Source organism: Moritella yayanosii (assembly GCF_900465055.1).
GTDB lineage: Bacteria > Pseudomonadota > Gammaproteobacteria > Enterobacterales > Moritellaceae > Moritella > Moritella yayanosii.
In genome coordinates this window covers 2,228,946-2,244,140 of record NZ_LS483250.1, presented here as the reverse complement: position 1 = coordinate 2,244,140, position 15,195 = coordinate 2,228,946, and the positions used below count along the sequence as shown (strand labels likewise).

Sequence of the window (15,195 nt, the reverse complement as noted above, 5' to 3'; positions counted from 1 at the left end):
TCGTTATTCGTTAGCCATTTCAGGTGACAATTAATGGATTAAATACGTCCTTGCAGTGGAATAATGCGAACTAAATCACCAATCTCTGCATTAGTCTGTTCAGGTAATACTTCAACTAAACAATTTGCTTCACTCATCGAACGCAAGATACCTGAGCCTTGTTGCCCGGTACTTTTCACGATTAAACGACCGTTAGCATCAAAACTAAAAATACCACGTGTATACTCAGTACGATGAGGACGAGAGCGGAACCGTTCTGTGGCAATAGCATTGAATACTTGTGGCTGCCAATCTGTTATGCCTTGCAGTTTTCGGATCGCAGGTTCAACAAATTGTAAAAATACCACCATTACCGCCACTGGATTACCCGGTAAACCAAAGAATGGCGTATCGTTGATTTGGCCAAATGCTAACGGACGACCCGGACGCATGTTGATGCGCCAGAAGTTGATTTGTCCCAGTTTGTCCAACACGGTTTTGATGTAATCGGCATCACCGACCGAAACACCGCCGGATGACAAGATCAAATCCGCTTGTTCACTGCCTTGCTGTAATGTCGCTTCTAATGCGGCTTCGCAGTCTTCGATAATGCCTAAATCAATCACTTCACAGCCCGCTTGAGTTAGCATTGCATGTAAGGTGTAACGGTTAGCATCGTAAATACAGTTATTCTGTTGTGCTTCTCCAGGATGCTGTACTTCATCACCGGTTGAAAAGATAGCAACACGTACCGGCTTTTTAACGGTCACTTGGTTAATGCCGAGAGAGGCTATCATACCTAATTCTGGTGCAGTGATCTTACTACCTGCGGCTACGGCGGTTTGTCCTAATGCTAAATCTTCACCCGCTTGACGGACATTCTGACCTGGGTGGATGGAGGCCATGGCGAGATTAAAGCGTACCGTAGTTTTTATTACATTATCGAGAGCTGTATCTGTCTGTTCAGCTTGCTCACGCATGACGACAGTATCCGCAAATTTAGGTACTGCAGCGCCAGTCATGATCCGTACTGCTTGGCCTTTTTCGAGGGGTAAATCATAACTGTGTCCCGCCATTACATGGGCGACAACCTCATAGCTTGCACACGCTAAATCATCACCTCGGATCGCATAACCATCCATTGCTGAATTGGTATGTTGTGGCACATTTACTGGCGAAAGTACGTCATGTGCGACAATGTGACCCAAAGCTGTTTTTAAATTAACCGTCTGAGATTGCGTAAGTGGTACAATATGACCAAGAATACGCTCCCGTCCTTCGGCGACAGATAACATGCCTGGTGGTGTTAGGTCGCCACATTGTAACCCTTGTGGCTGTTCAAGCTGTGTCGCATGGACTTTACCTTGAATAAAGCTCACAACAAAATCAGTGATCTGATCAAGGTTGTTAATATCGAGCAGTGGCAATGGCGGCTTTTCTGCTAAAGGTGCTGATCCTGACGCGGGAATGGGCACATTGGCTGCAACAGCAATAATATTATGGTCTGTTGGATGTAACCAAGGTTTGCCCACTTCGGCACGGTGTAATTCAATTTTAGGGAAACTGAGTTTCTTAAAGCCTTCAACCAGAATTAGGTCGAGTTGAGTTTGATCTAACTGGGCGATCAAGTGCGGCAGTGTCGCTTCTTGATCAGGTGTTTCAGTGACTAAAGCGTGACGGCAACGAGATGAAATCAACATCTGGCTGGCACCCGCTTTACGCAGGCGGTGGCTGTCTTTGCCTGGCTGGTCGATATCAAAATCATGATGCGCATGTTTGATCACGGCCACACGAATACCACGTGCAACTAACTTGGGTAGTATGGCTTCAAGCAGGATGGTTTTGCCTGTACCACTAAATGCTGCAAAGCCGAGTAAAGGGAGTGATGCGTGTATTTGACTCATAGATGTAGACTCATTTTGTTTGTCCAAATTGTTGCAGTTCTGCAGGGGTATTTAAGTTTACAAAAGCATTGGGTTGATCGCTAAAGTCGACCGTGAGCATGTTGCATTGACGGTACAGTAAAATGATCTTACGGTCACCGTTCGCTAAAAAGGCTTCTAGTTTCGGAAGTATGCGACGATGTAATAGCGTCACTACTGGCTGAATATGTTCGCCATCATGGGCTACCACAATATCGGTATCGGCTTCACAAGCTGCCGCCATTCGGGTGACTAAATCGCTTGGTAATTGTGGACAATCACAGGGTACAAAGCCAATCCACTCAGCATTGTTTAAATGTAATATTGCCGCATGTATACCACCGAGAGGCCCTTGATAACCTTGTAATTGATCGCCGAATACATCGCCGTATTGGCGATAGCTATCTTGATTTCGATTGGCGTTAATGGCGATCTTGTTGGTTTGTGGCGACAGCGTATCGATGACATGCTCAATCATGGCTTTGCCGGTTAATGTGACTAAACCTTTATCATGACCACCCATGCGACTGGCTTGTCCGCCTGCTAAAATTACCCAACTTGTTTGTTCAGCCGAAGGCATAATGGTCCTTATCTTTGTTAATGAGCTGTAGATCTGCTCGTTCGATTAATTTGTTATTGCTAATACACCACTGACGGCGACAAAGTGCGGTAAGCGCATTCTGTTGGTGGCTGGTGATCACCAAGGTTGATCCACGTTCGAGTAAATCTTTAGCGAGTATCACCTGGCGCTCGATGGATTCTGTATCCATGCTGGCACTCGATTCGTCCATTAATAGTACGCTTGGTTTCAGTACCCATGCTCTTGCCATCGCCACGCATTGACGCTCACCACCGGATAATACCGAAATATGTTCATTAGCGAGAGTTTCTAACCCTACCATACGTAGGGCTGTTATCGCTTCACTTCGTTGTGCTTGGCGACCTCTAATGGCGAATTTTAAACCATAACTGACATTATCCAGTACGCTAGTATCAAACATGTAAGGTGTTTGATGCATATAGATAACGCCATTTTTAGCATTACTTTTAAATAAACGGGCAAACCAGTTGTTACACTGCAGGTTAACTTTACCTGTGGTTGGGCGTTGTAAACCGGATAATATTTTTAATAATGTGGTCTTACCTACGCCATTGGCACCGGTGAGGTAAATCGCTTCTTGTGGGCCGAATTTAAGGTGAGGTATGTGAAAAAGCAGCCGATCTTTAAAGCGGATCGAGATATCTTCTGCTTGAATTGTAATTTGCGACATGCTCTATACCTCAGCCTAATTGGTACGCAAGTGGGCTTTACCACGGGCGAACGATAATAAAAAATTAAGTCCTAGTGCCAAGATCAATAAGACCATGCCTAGGGCAACACCTTGTGCAAATGCGCCTTTTGAGCTTTCTAAAGCGATTGCGGTAGGAATATTACGGGTGGTATTTAAAATATTACCACCGACCATCATTGAACAACCAACTTCGGTAATAATACGGCTAAATGCCGCGATAATGGCGGCAAATAGTGGGAATCGACATTCCCACATTAAGCTTAACAAGGCGCGAGGTAAACTTGCGCCTAATGTCAGCGCTGTTTCCCAAGCGCGGCGATCACTGTTTTGAAACGCGGCGTGCATCATGGACACTAAAATCGGAAAACAAACGATCATTTGTCCTAAGATCATGGCCCTTTGGGTAAATAGCATCTGCCAGTCACCGAGTGGACCAGCACGAGACAGCATCATGTAAAGTAATAAGCCAATCACCACCGTTGGAATGGACTGACAGGTATTAAATAATGACAATAATAACCAACGCCCAGGAAATTTACTGTAGGCGAGGGCAAAGGCGATCAGTAACGCGGGTATTAATACCAGTGTTATTGCCAGTAAAGACACTGAAAATGATACCCCGACGATCCCCCACAGTGCCATATCACCACTGAAGAGTAGTTGTACGGCGTCTTGGGTTGTTTGCCAAATATCCATAAGGTATCTAAGTTGCTAAAGGATTAATGACGATTTTGCATTGGCTACAAATAGCTGTTTGCCGTTACGCTTATAACTGTTGATCATGGTTTGTGCTTTGGGATTGACTAACCAGTCACTGAAGATCTTAGCTCCTTGGTAGTTGATACCTGGGTAACGGCTTGGGTTAACTAAGATCACTTGGTATGGGTTAAATAAACGCTGATCACCTTGCACTACAATTTTAAGGTCTAGTTTATTTTGGTAAGCCAGCCAAGTACCACGGTCAGTTAAGGTGTACGCTTGCAGTTCCGATGCCATGTTCAGCGTTGGTCCCATGCCTTGGCCTACGGCTTTATAGCCAGCAAAGTTTGGTTCCATGTTAGTTTGAGCCCATAAGCTAAGTTCTTTTTTGTTGGTGCCAGAATCATCACCACGGGAAATGAAGGTGGCGTTGTAAGACGCGATGCCAGCTAATGCTTTCACTACATCGTTACCAGCATTTATTTTTGCGGGATCGGCTTTTGGACCAACAAGGACAAAATCGTTATACATGAGTTGACGTGGCAGGACACCGTAACCTGCATCGACAAATTTCGCTTCTGACTTTGGTGCGTGAGTCATGACCAAATCAACATCGCCATTTTGACCCATGCGCAGTGATTTACCGGTACCAGCAGCAAGTACATCAACCGTATAACCTGTGTCTTTTTTGAATTCGGGTAACAAGAAATCAAGCAGCCCTGAATGATAAGTACTGGTGGTGGTGGCCAAACGGATCGTCATGTCGTCAGCTGCATGGACACCTGCAGTCGTTGCCAGCGCGAATAGCGCAAGTGCTGTTTGGATACATGTCATCGGTATTACAGTCATCGATTTTATAGTCATAAGTGTTCCTGACGTGAAGTGCTGTTAAGAGTCTCCTCAGTGTAAAGGCAAATAAGGTGCCAACTCATCTGTCGTGTGAAATACCCGGTTTTTTTAATGTAATAACTTGATTTTAATCAATAAAACAATATGTAATTTAACTGGGTTCAGGAAAATCAGGAAATCATTCAGATTTCTCCATCCAAGGCCGCGGTATTAATTGCAGGTGAATCGGGTACCGATAAAGAATTAGTGGCGCTGGCTATGTACTGGACGGTGACGTATACATGGTAAAACGCCTTAATAAACGTAAAATCAGATCTTACTGTGGCGCATAACAGCATTGAGTTATTACAAAAAGAACAGCGGATGCAATTAACGTCGTTGTCATCCTCGTATGAGTTTCAGCGCTTGTTACGTACCGATGAAGCGGAATTGCCAGAATGGGTTAAACACCAAGCTGAAAACTATGCTACATCCTGCGTCAGACTTCGATGACTTCCCACTGATCAATCAGCAGTTATTATTAACGGCAAAACCATAGACATTTTTCCAAGTACTGAATAATCAGGAATTACACAGGTTAAATAGCAGTCTGCCTATCGCGGCTCATATCCCATTGTTAGGTGAAAAAGAATTTGAATCGAGAGGACTGATTAGTCGTAATTTACTGCCAATTTTTAGCAGTGAGAATAAGCTAGAATGGATCATGGATAGCGGTATATTACTCAATAATAGTACCCAGGTTGTTGATCGGATCTGCGATCTGATTTACGGCTCGGGCACATTGCCCGTTGAGGTGTGTTAGCAAGTCAGGATTTATTTGCCATTGAATTTAAAGTGTAATAATTTTAGCCGTTTATATGGTTGATTACAAAAACTGTCATATTATTAAAATAGAAAGTACATAATTGCTTGTTAGTTTATATCAGTCTTAAATTATAACTTGAGTAGATAAAGCATGAGCAAAGATACATTTGACCCCACTAAATATAATCACAGTAATAACGAACCATTTGCAGCGGTAATGGAAAGGGCGTTATCTCGCCGTAGTATATTAAGAGCGGGCATGGGGATGGCTGCTGTTGGTATGTTAACGAGTGTTGGTTTAGCCGGTTGTTCGAGTACTGCGAATAATAAAAATATGGCGGCTCGCTCGAAAGTGAAATTAGGTTTTGATTCTATTGCTGGCGCAAAGCTAGATGCTGTTGTGGTACCTAAAGGTTATAGCGCACAAGTTTTAGCGCCTTGGGGCACGCCACTCAATGATCTCGCTCAGGAGTGGCAAGCTGACGGTTCCAATACCGCGTTCGATCAAGCCAATTCACTGGGTATGCATCACGATGGTATGCATTACTTTCCGCTAAATGGTAGCGCTACCGATGGTCTATTATGTATTAATCACGAATACATAGATCAACAGGCATTACACCCAGCAGGTCCAACTCAAGATAGTCATAACTTACGGACAATCATCGATGAAGTGCGCAAAGAAATTAATGCCCACGGAGTGACAATTGTCCGTATTAAGCAAACTAATGGTATTTGGGAGGTAGTTAAAAATGATAGCCATAATCGCCGCTTTACTGGTGCTACTACTATGGATATTAGCGGTCCAGTGGCTGATAAAACGTTACTTGAAACGCCTTTCTCTCCCGCTGGCGATAAAGTCAGAGGCACATTAAATAACTGTGGTAATGGATATACGCCATGGGGTACTTACCTGACTTGTGAAGAAAACTGGCCGGGTTATTTTGTGAATACCGGCACACAGACTGCCGATCAGCAACGGATTGGCATTGATGCTAACAACACGCGTTATGGCTGGGATGATTTAACCGGTGTTCGTGATGAAATAGACGATGAGTTTAAGCGTTTTGATATTACCAAAACGGGGAAAAATGCCTCTGAAGATTATCGTAATGAAGCCAATGGCCACGGTTATATCGTTGAAATAGACCCTTATAATAATCAATCTAGCGCGATCAAGCGTACTGCTCTGGGGCGCTTCCGTCATGAAGGCTGTGTATTTGGTCAAGTTGTCGAAGGCAAACCGATTGTATTCTATTCAGGTCATGACTCGCGCTTTGAATACATCTATAAATTTGTTTCTGATGTGGATTGGCATGCTGCAGATGCAAAACGTGATGATCGCTTAGCGGTTGGCGCAAAATATATGGATCGGGGGACGTTATACGTGGCCCGTTTTGATGATAATGGTGCGGGTTATTGGTTACCATTAACATTAGCGAGCAAGACGAAGAATGGTGGCACACTGGCCGATACATTTACTGATCTTGCGGGGCTTATCCTTAATACTGCTGGCGCGGCTGATTTAGTGGGGGCAACACCGATGGATCGCCCTGAGTGGGCGGCGGTTGATCCGGTGAATGGCGCGGTATACATGACTTTGACCAATAATACCAAACGTACAACTGAAACTAACGCTGCGAATCCAAGATTGAATAACAGCACCGGCCATATTATTCGTTGGCAAGAAGGTGATGATGCTGAGCTATTTAGCTGGGATGTTTTTGTGTTTGGTGCGCCTGAGGATGGAACCGCAGAGGTTAACCGTTCTGGGCTTGAAGCGTTAAATCAGTTCGCCAGCCCGGATGGTCTTGCCTTTGATGCTCGTGGTATTATGTGGATCCAAACTGATAATGGCGCTCCAGAATTAACGGAATACACCAATGATCAGATGCTGGCTGTGGTACCAAGTCAATTAACGAATGACAGTGGCGATCTAGAGACCATTAACAGTGATAATCAAACTGCGCTTAAGCGTTTCTTCGTCGGCCCGAATGGCGCAGAAGTCACCGGTTTAGCGTTTAGTCCTGCGCAGACGGATCTGTTCTTGAATATCCAACACCCTAAAAATTGGCCACACAGTAATGATGCGACAATGGAAACGCCGAGTAATAAAACGGTTAGGCCACGGGCTGCGACGGTTATTATTCGTAAGAATGACGGTGGCGAGATCGGGGTTTAGTTAATACCAATGACGTTGTTAGCGATTAATGGCTAATTACACCTTGTTAAGTATTGCCAGCCTTGGGGGCTGGCTTTATTGTTTATCGGCGATGATTTACGGTAGGATAGCGTTATAAACAAATAAGAAGATAACAGCTGGCTGAACATGACCAAAACAGAAAAAAAGATTGATAATAATTTATGCAAAGTGCTTACCGTGGTTTGCGAAGAGGCAAAAGACGAAATTCAGGGCTTTCAATGGTTAACACATACCGTTAATTACGCTAATTTCCCCGCCTCTTTAAAAATAATCTGTGTGTTCGATAGTAATGCTGATATTGCCAAGTTGACGGCATCGAAGCAAGATCAGCGTTTACAGGGGTTAGTGACTCAAGCACTTAACGCTGTGGATGTGACACTCAAAAATATCAGCAAACAAGTGCAGTTCGACAGTGAAGAACATTGCAGCCGAGATCACGCCGGTAATTGGGCGAAGCGTTTGGGTTAAGTTCGTTACTTTTGATTAGGGTTACGATTAAGACAAACCAGCCTTGTCTGCGATAAACAAACAAGGCTTAGTAGGTTCAAGTCGAGTTAGTGATTGCGGTGGTTATAAATTAAATTTACTAACGACATCTTTTAATTCGGTATTCATCACCCCAAGTTCTGTCGTGGTCGTTGCTGTTTGCTCGGCATTACTTGATAGTTGGCTTACGATATGCTGTATTTCACTCATGTTACGCGTGACTTCGGCGCTGACCGTGCTTTGTTCTTCTGCCGCAGACGCTATTTGGATCGTCAGTTCACTAATGGTGGCAATCGCTACTTCCATGCTGTCTAGATCTTGGTTTACTTCTTGGGTATCCGTTGCTGTGGTAATACAGCGTTCTTTGGTTTTATCCATCGCACTGACCACTGCATTTACCCCAGAATTTAGCTTCGTCAACATGGCATTAATTTCAGCAGTACTGTTTTGTGTACGTGCTGCTAATGCTCTGACTTCATCGGCTACCACGGCAAAACCACGACCTTGTTCACCTGCTCGCGCAGCTTCAATTGCGGCATTAAGTGCGAGTAAGTTAGTTTGTTCAGCAATGTCACCAATGACGGTTAACACGGTACTGATTTGCTGGGTATGTTGCGCCATACTTTCAATATTGACCACGGTATCTTCAACATCATCGAGTAAAGTTTGTACATTATTCGACGCGCGAGCCACGGTTAATTTAGATTGCGACACGGAGTCATGTACTTGTTGGGTTGCCGCCGCCGCGTCTGCCGCGTTCGTTGCCACAATATTCGCGGTGGTGCTCATTTCTTCCATCGCAGTCACGGCTTGTTCCGTTTCTTTGGCATGACCGAGAATAATGCTGTGTGTGAGCTTTGTTTGTTCTTCGACCTGTATTAACGAGTCCGAAATTTTGATGGATGAATTATTTACTGACAGCATTAACGTATGTAAGTAGTTGATGAAATTATTTACGGAGTGACCAATATCACCCACTTCATCATTTGCCTTGATCTCTACACGGGTTGTGAGATCTGCATTACCTTGTGAAAGTAGGTCGATGTTTTCACGTAATATAATAAGACGCTGTGAAAGACGCTGAAAGGTGATGTAACAAAAACAAATAATGGCGAACATTAACGGTAATTGGATTGCCGCAATAAGGGATAAAATAATCGACTCATTTTCATGCAAAGAGGCAACGGGAACGGCGAGTGCAATTGACCAGGGTGTCCCCGTTAATGGCTGGAAGTATAATGCGTATTCTTCGCCATTTTCAGCGTCATAACTGATGTAATGACTGTTGTGTTGATTGTTTAAATTACCGTTGACGGCATTAATAAATGCAGAACGTGAGGCCAGTGATGCGGTGGTTTTTAATAATAGCTCCCCTGGCGTTGCCGCCGTATTATTCAGGATCTTACCGTCTTGCTCGACCACCAAAATGTAACCACCAAACTCTTGTTCTAAGTCTTTAGCAAGTTCATTGAAGAAACCGAGTGTTACGTCAATCGTTGCTACACCATATAGACGCCCGTCTTTATAAATACCCATGCTGCAGTTAGTACGCGCTTCGGTACTGGCTGAATCTTTGTATGCTGGCGCCCAGGCACAGCTGCCTTTGGGGGCATGTTGTCCGGCTCTGTGCCAAGACTGTTCAAAATAATTTGGCGCCGCCGCGGTATTCCAATAGTCGCTGCGGATCAGTTGATTGTTATTATCACGATGGACAAAAGAACTGAATTTACGTACGCCTGCTTCGCGCTGATCTGGGAGTGGCCAGATACCACCACCAAACACGTTACTGTCGCCATATTGATCGACCAAGGCAGGTAACAAAGCGTCAATTTGTTCACTCGAGAGTTCAGGAATAACTTGAGTAATATTTTTCTGTTGGGCCTCTACTTTATTAAGCTTTGCGAATACGTTTTCAGCGACTTTTTGTAATGACTTATGGATGAGATTTTCTGAAGATTTAAGTAATTCTGGTGAGACAAAGGTTTTAATTCCAACGGTTGTTAACACCATGATTGCGAGCATAAACGCAATGAAGTAGGAAGAGTAAGTATTTTTAATCGATTTCATGTAGAGACTGCCTTGTGATTACCATGATGATGAGCTAATCAGGTTATCGACCAAATCATGGATAACACAAGGGATTTATTCATTATTTTACCACTTTATATATATGACTTACTGTCATTATAGGGTTGATTGTTTGGTATTAATCAATCGTTGATTGTATTTCACCATCGGTAAAGCGGGTGATCAGCTTGTCGCCAGATTTTAATTTGGCTACCGAGGTGATGACTTGTTGTTGGTCATTCTGGGTAATTGAATAACCACGGGTTAATGTGGCTAACGGACTGACCGTTTGTAATTGCTGTGCCAGATTTTGTAAATGACTTTGTTCTTGTTGTATACGACGTTGCATGGCAGTGTGTAAACGCGTTTGCAAATTGGCTTGTTGTTGCTGCATCGCGGTAAATTTATGCATTGGTGAGCGCGACTGTAATCGGCCTGTTAGCTGGGTTAAGTGTAATTTCTGTTTGCTGATGTGGCGATTAACCGCTTGATTTAAACGTAGGCTGAGTTCATCGAGTTTTTGATTTTGTTGCTGCAGTTTATGCTGCGGATGCTGGTTTATCAAGGATTGTTGTAAGTAACGCTGCTGATGTTGTTTTTTCGCTAACTGGGTTTGTATGGCTTTGTTTAAACGCTGGCTTAGGTTGGTTACTTGTTGCTGTAAATGTGCTTGATCTTGACTGACTAATTCAGCCGCCGCAGAAGGGGTCGGGGCGCGCATATCGGCGACGAAATCGGCGATAGTGACGTCGATCTCGTGGCCTACTGCGCTGATAATCGGTAATTGACTGTTAAAAATAGCTTCGGCGACGCTTGCTTCATTAAAGCACCAGAGATCTTCTAACGAACCGCCACCACGACCAACAATTAACAGATCCACTTCGTTACGCTGATTGGCAATATTAATGGCATTAACAATCGCTGATGCTGCTTGTGCGCCTTGTACCAAGGTTGGGTAGATAATCACCGATAAGGTAGGACTACGACGTTCAAGTACGGTCAAAATATCATGTACCGCAGCACCGGTTGCCGACGTGACAATACCAATGCGTTTAGGATGTAAGGGCAGGGCTTTTTTATGTTCTTGAGCAAAATAACCTTGTGCGTCTAATGATGCCTTTAACTGTTCATATTGCTGTTGTAATAAGCCATCGCCCGCTGGGCTTAATGATTCAATGACTAACTGATATTCCCCCCGCGGCTCATACATAGTCACGCGTACTTTGGCTAATACTTGCTGGCCGTTGGCTGGGCGGAATGTCACCCGACGGTTATTGCCTTTAAACATGGCACAGCGAACTTGTGAACGACTATCTTTGAGGGATAAATACCAATGCCCAGATGCCGGGGCGACAAAGTTGGAGATCTCACCGGTTAACCACAGTGTCCCCATCTCTGATTCGAGCAATTGCCTAACGCTGGCATTTAAATGAGTCACGGTATAAATATTGGCATTGTTCAAAATAAGGCTCTCTAAGCGTTAAGCAGTTAAAATTAGGTGTAATTGCGTCGGCACCATTGTCGAGACATTGTAGCAGCTTTGCTTTTTAAAGGGCATTAAGATCAATGACAACTAAAAAAAGTTGAAATATAATTTGCTTTCCCACCTAACTATCAATATAATTCGTCCGCAATATTTATACCAAATATGTCGTCCATTTTATACCTTATACAAGGTGAGATATTGCCCATGCTAAGAATTGCCAAAGAAGCCCTTACCTTTGATGACGTACTACTTGTACCTGCTCATTCAACTATTTTACCGAACGATGCTGACCTCAAAACTCAACTAACAAAAAACATCCAACTAAATATCCCTATGCTTGCTGCTGCGATGGACACAGTAACTGAAGGCCGTTTAGCGATCGCGTTAGCTGAAGAAGGTGGTATTGGTTTCGTTCACAAAAATATGTCTATTGAACGCCAAGCAGCGGAAGTACGTTTAGTTAAAAAATATGTAAGTGGTATTGTTGCTGAGCCCGTTACTGTAAAACCTGATATGACTATTGCTGCGGTTGCTGAACTCGCTAAGCAATACGGTTTTGCTGGCTTTCCTGTAGTAACCGAAGCCAATGACCTAGTGGGTATCATTACTGGTCGTGATGTACGTTTTGTTGATGATTTAACTGCCCTAGTTGAATCTGTGATGACACCGAAAGATCGTTTAGTGACAGTAGGACGAGATGCTCCTCGTGAAGAAGTACTTGGTCTTATGCACAAACACCGTATTGAAAAAGTACTTGCAGTAAATGAAGACTTTAAACTAACGGGTATGATCACAGTTAAAGATTTTAAACAAGCTGAGAAAAAACCAAATGCATGTAAAGACGAATTAGGTCGTTTACGTGTAGGTGCTGCTGTAGGTGCTGGTGGTTCTACTGCCGAACGTATCGACGCATTAGTAGCAGCGGGCGTGGATGTATTATTAATTGATTCATCTCACGGTCATTCTCAAGGTGTTTTAAACCGCATTAAAGAAACACGCGCGGCATACCCTGATTTAGAAATTATCGGTGGTAACGTTGCAACTGGCGTTGGTGCTCTGGCATTAGTTGACGCTGGCGTTAGCTGTGTGAAAGTAGGTATCGGCCCTGGTTCAATCTGTACTACCCGTATCGTTACTGGTGTTGGTGTGCCGCAAATTACGGCAATCAATGACGCTGTAACGGCATTAGAAGGTACTGGTATTCCAGTTATCGCTGATGGTGGTATCCGTTTCTCTGGTGATATCGCCAAAGCACTTGCTGCTGGTGCATCATGTGTGATGGTTGGTTCTATGTTCGCTGGTACTGAAGAAGCACCGGGTGAAGTTGAACTTTACCAAGGTCGTGCATACAAATCTTACCGTGGTATGGGTTCATTAGGCGCTATGTCTAAGGGTTCATCTGACCGTTACTTCCAATCAGAAAACGCAGCTGACAAATTAGTACCAGAAGGTATTGAAGGCCGTGTTCCTTATAAAGGCAAATTGAAAGAAATCATCCATCAACAAATGGGTGGTATTCGTTCTTCAATGGGTCTAACTGGTTGTGCAACTATCCATGAGATGAACACCAAAGCTGAATTCGTTCGTATCACCGGTTCTGGCATCACAGAAAGCCATGTTCACGATGTGATCATGACTAAAGAAGCGCCAAACTACCGTTCAAACTAAGCTAGCTTAGCTGAACAGATAGTTAGAAACTGATAATGTAAGAGGAGGCAAGTGTCTCCTCTTACTATTATTACAAACATAACGACTAAATATATTTACAGGAATATCTTTAATGACCACAAATATTCATGAACAAAAAATCCTAATCCTGGACTTTGGTTCTCAATATACGCAGCTAATCGCGCGTCGTATCCGTGAAATCGGGGTTTACTGTGAATTATGGACATGGGACGTAGATGAAGCGGCAATCCGTGAATTCAATCCAAACGGTATTATCCTTGCTGGTGGCCCAGAAAGCGTAACAGAAGCGGGTTCACCACGAGCTCCTGAATATGTATTCAACGCAGGCGTACCTGTACTGGGTATCTGTTATGGTATGCAAACAATGTCTGAGCAACTTGGTGGCAAAGTCATTAAAGGGACAGGCGAAGGCGAATTTGGTTATGCACAAATCGAGATGCAAACGCCTTCTGCGCTGTTCAAGTCTATCGAAGATGCGGTATCGGATTCTGGTAAAGCACTATTAGACGTATGGATGAGCCACGGTGATAAAGTTGCTGCTATCCCTGAAGGTTTTGTAACGGTTGCTAATACCGCGACTTGTGAGTTTGCTGCGATGGCAAATGAAGAGAAACGTTTTTACGGTGTGCAATTTCACCCAGAAGTAACACATACTCGTCAAGGTGAGCGTATGCTTGCGCACTTTGCGAAAGATATCTGTGGCTGTGATGGACTTTGGACGTCAAGCTCAATCATCGATGATGCAATTGCACGTATGAAAGCGCAGATCGGTGATGATGAAGTTATCTTAGGTCTATCTGGTGGTGTTGATTCATCTGTTGTTGCGATGTTATTACAACGTGCCATCGGCGATAAACTGACTTGTGTATTTGTTGATAATGGTTTGCTTCGTTTAAACGAAGGTCAGCAAGTAATGGATATGTTTGGTGATCGTTTTGGGTTGAAAATTGTTCACGTAAAAGCTGAAGATCGTTTTCTAGATCAAATGGCTGGCGAACATGATCCTGAAGTTAAGCGTAAAATTATCGGCCGTGTATTTGTTGAAATATTTGATGAAGAATCAAAGAAATTAACCAATGCCAGATGGTTAGCACAAGGTACTATCTACCCTGATGTTATCGAATCTGCAGCGACCAAAAACGGTAAAGCACACGTGATTAAATCACACCATAACGTCGGTGGTTTACCTGACGATATGGCAATGGGTCTTATTGAGCCATTACGTGAATTATTTAAAGATGAAGTGCGTAAGATTGGTCTTGAATTAGGTCTACCATACGACATGCTTTACCGTCACCCATTCCCTGGGCCAGGTCTAGGTGTGCGTGTACTTGGTGAAGTGAAGAAAGAGTATTGCGACCTATTACGTCGTGCTGACGCTATCTTCATTGAAGAGTTACATAAAGCGGATCTTTACCATAAAGTAAGCCAAGCATTTGTGGTGTTTTTACCGGTACGCTCTGTCGGTGTAATGGGTGATTGCCGTAAATACGATTGGGTAGTCGCACTACGCTGTGTTGAAACAATCGACTTTATGACCGCGCGTTGGTCACATCTTCCGTATGATTTGATCGGTCATGTATCAAACCGTATCATTAATGAAATTGATGGTATTTCTCGAGTAGTTTACGATGTATCTGGTAAGCCACCTGCAACAATTGAGTGGGAATAATCCTCACCTAGTTAAGTAAGTAGTTAAGTAAGTAGTTAAGCAGTAAA

The 15,195-nt window shown here is 43.7% G+C and carries 14 protein-coding genes; 7 read left to right on the top strand and 7 right to left on the bottom strand.

From position 1 onward, the window contains the following. Window positions 1–38: 38 nt before the first annotated feature. The 5 genes from MORIYA_RS10280 to MORIYA_RS10260 are packed head-to-tail and all read right to left on the bottom strand — an operon-like array spanning window position 39 to window position 4,741. The gene (locus MORIYA_RS10280; protein WP_112714940.1) at window positions 39–1,883 is read right to left on the bottom strand and encodes a bifunctional molybdopterin-guanine dinucleotide biosynthesis adaptor protein MobB/molybdopterin molybdotransferase MoeA; all 1,845 of its coding nucleotides are present in this window, start codon (window positions 1,881–1,883) and stop codon (window positions 39–41) included. 10 nt (window positions 1,884–1,893) lie between these two features. After that, window positions 1,894–2,481, bottom strand: coding sequence for a molybdenum cofactor guanylyltransferase MobA (gene mobA / locus MORIYA_RS10275; protein WP_112714938.1), 588 nt, complete (start codon window positions 2,479–2,481; stop codon window positions 1,894–1,896). Then, on the bottom strand, window positions 2,468–3,172 hold the full coding sequence (locus MORIYA_RS10270; protein WP_112714936.1) for an ATP-binding cassette domain-containing protein: 705 nt from the start codon (window positions 3,170–3,172) through the stop codon (window positions 2,468–2,470). The genes mobA and MORIYA_RS10270 overlap by 14 nt, the downstream gene beginning before the upstream one ends. A 15-nt stretch (window positions 3,173–3,187) precedes the next feature. Continuing rightward, window positions 3,188–3,889, bottom strand: coding sequence for an ABC transporter permease (locus MORIYA_RS10265; protein ID WP_112714934.1), 702 nt, complete (start codon window positions 3,887–3,889; stop codon window positions 3,188–3,190). Between the two features lie 15 nt (window positions 3,890–3,904). Further along, a complete protein-coding gene (locus tag MORIYA_RS10260; RefSeq protein WP_112718563.1) occupies window positions 3,905–4,741 on the bottom strand; it encodes a substrate-binding domain-containing protein in 837 nt (278 codons plus the stop codon). Window positions 4,742–4,918: 177 nt separating this feature from the next. Between MORIYA_RS10260 and MORIYA_RS21795 the strand changes: the two genes are divergently transcribed. The 5 genes from MORIYA_RS21795 to MORIYA_RS10245 all read left to right on the top strand — a co-directional run bounded on the left by MORIYA_RS21795 (window position 4,919) and on the right by MORIYA_RS10245 (window position 8,216). Continuing rightward, window positions 4,919–5,029, top strand: a complete 111-nt coding sequence (locus MORIYA_RS21795; RefSeq protein WP_174216973.1) for a sigma 54-interacting transcriptional regulator — start codon at window positions 4,919–4,921, stop codon at window positions 5,027–5,029. Window positions 5,030–5,062: 33 nt separating this feature from the next. Next, on the top strand, window positions 5,063–5,233 hold the full coding sequence (locus MORIYA_RS20930) for a hypothetical protein (protein WP_174216921.1): 171 nt from the start codon (window positions 5,063–5,065) through the stop codon (window positions 5,231–5,233). Between the two features lie 121 nt (window positions 5,234–5,354). Continuing rightward, window positions 5,355–5,543: a hypothetical protein gene (locus MORIYA_RS20925; protein ID WP_174216920.1), complete on the top strand. Its 189-nt coding sequence runs from the start codon at window positions 5,355–5,357 to the stop codon at window positions 5,541–5,543. A gap of 153 nt (window positions 5,544–5,696) precedes the next feature. Beyond that, window positions 5,697–7,727: a PhoX family protein gene (locus MORIYA_RS10250; protein WP_112714932.1), complete on the top strand. Its 2,031-nt coding sequence runs from the start codon at window positions 5,697–5,699 to the stop codon at window positions 7,725–7,727. A 147-nt stretch (window positions 7,728–7,874) separates the two neighbouring features. Continuing rightward, the gene (locus MORIYA_RS10245; protein WP_112714930.1) at window positions 7,875–8,216 is read left to right on the top strand and encodes a Fis family transcriptional regulator; all 342 of its coding nucleotides are present in this window, start codon (window positions 7,875–7,877) and stop codon (window positions 8,214–8,216) included. 102 nt (window positions 8,217–8,318) lie between these two features. Here the strand turns inward: MORIYA_RS10245 and MORIYA_RS10240 are convergent, their stop codons facing one another. Both MORIYA_RS10240 and xseA read right to left on the bottom strand, forming a co-directional pair. Further along, window positions 8,319–10,301, bottom strand: coding sequence for a methyl-accepting chemotaxis protein (locus MORIYA_RS10240; protein ID WP_112714928.1), 1,983 nt, complete (start codon window positions 10,299–10,301; stop codon window positions 8,319–8,321). 139 nt (window positions 10,302–10,440) lie between these two features. Next, window positions 10,441–11,694 (bottom strand): exodeoxyribonuclease VII large subunit, encoded by a 1,254-nt coding sequence (gene xseA, locus MORIYA_RS10235; protein ID WP_232011730.1) that lies wholly within the window; start codon window positions 11,692–11,694, stop codon window positions 10,441–10,443. 297 nt (window positions 11,695–11,991) lie between these two features. Here xseA and guaB point away from each other — a divergent pair, with 297 nt between their 5' ends. Next, window positions 11,992–13,455, top strand: a complete 1,464-nt coding sequence (gene guaB / locus MORIYA_RS10230) for an IMP dehydrogenase (protein ID WP_112714924.1) — start codon at window positions 11,992–11,994, stop codon at window positions 13,453–13,455. 112 nt (window positions 13,456–13,567) lie between these two features. Then, window positions 13,568–15,148, top strand: coding sequence for a glutamine-hydrolyzing GMP synthase (gene guaA, locus MORIYA_RS10225; RefSeq protein WP_112714922.1), 1,581 nt, complete (start codon window positions 13,568–13,570; stop codon window positions 15,146–15,148). Window positions 15,149–15,195 lie beyond the last annotated feature (47 nt).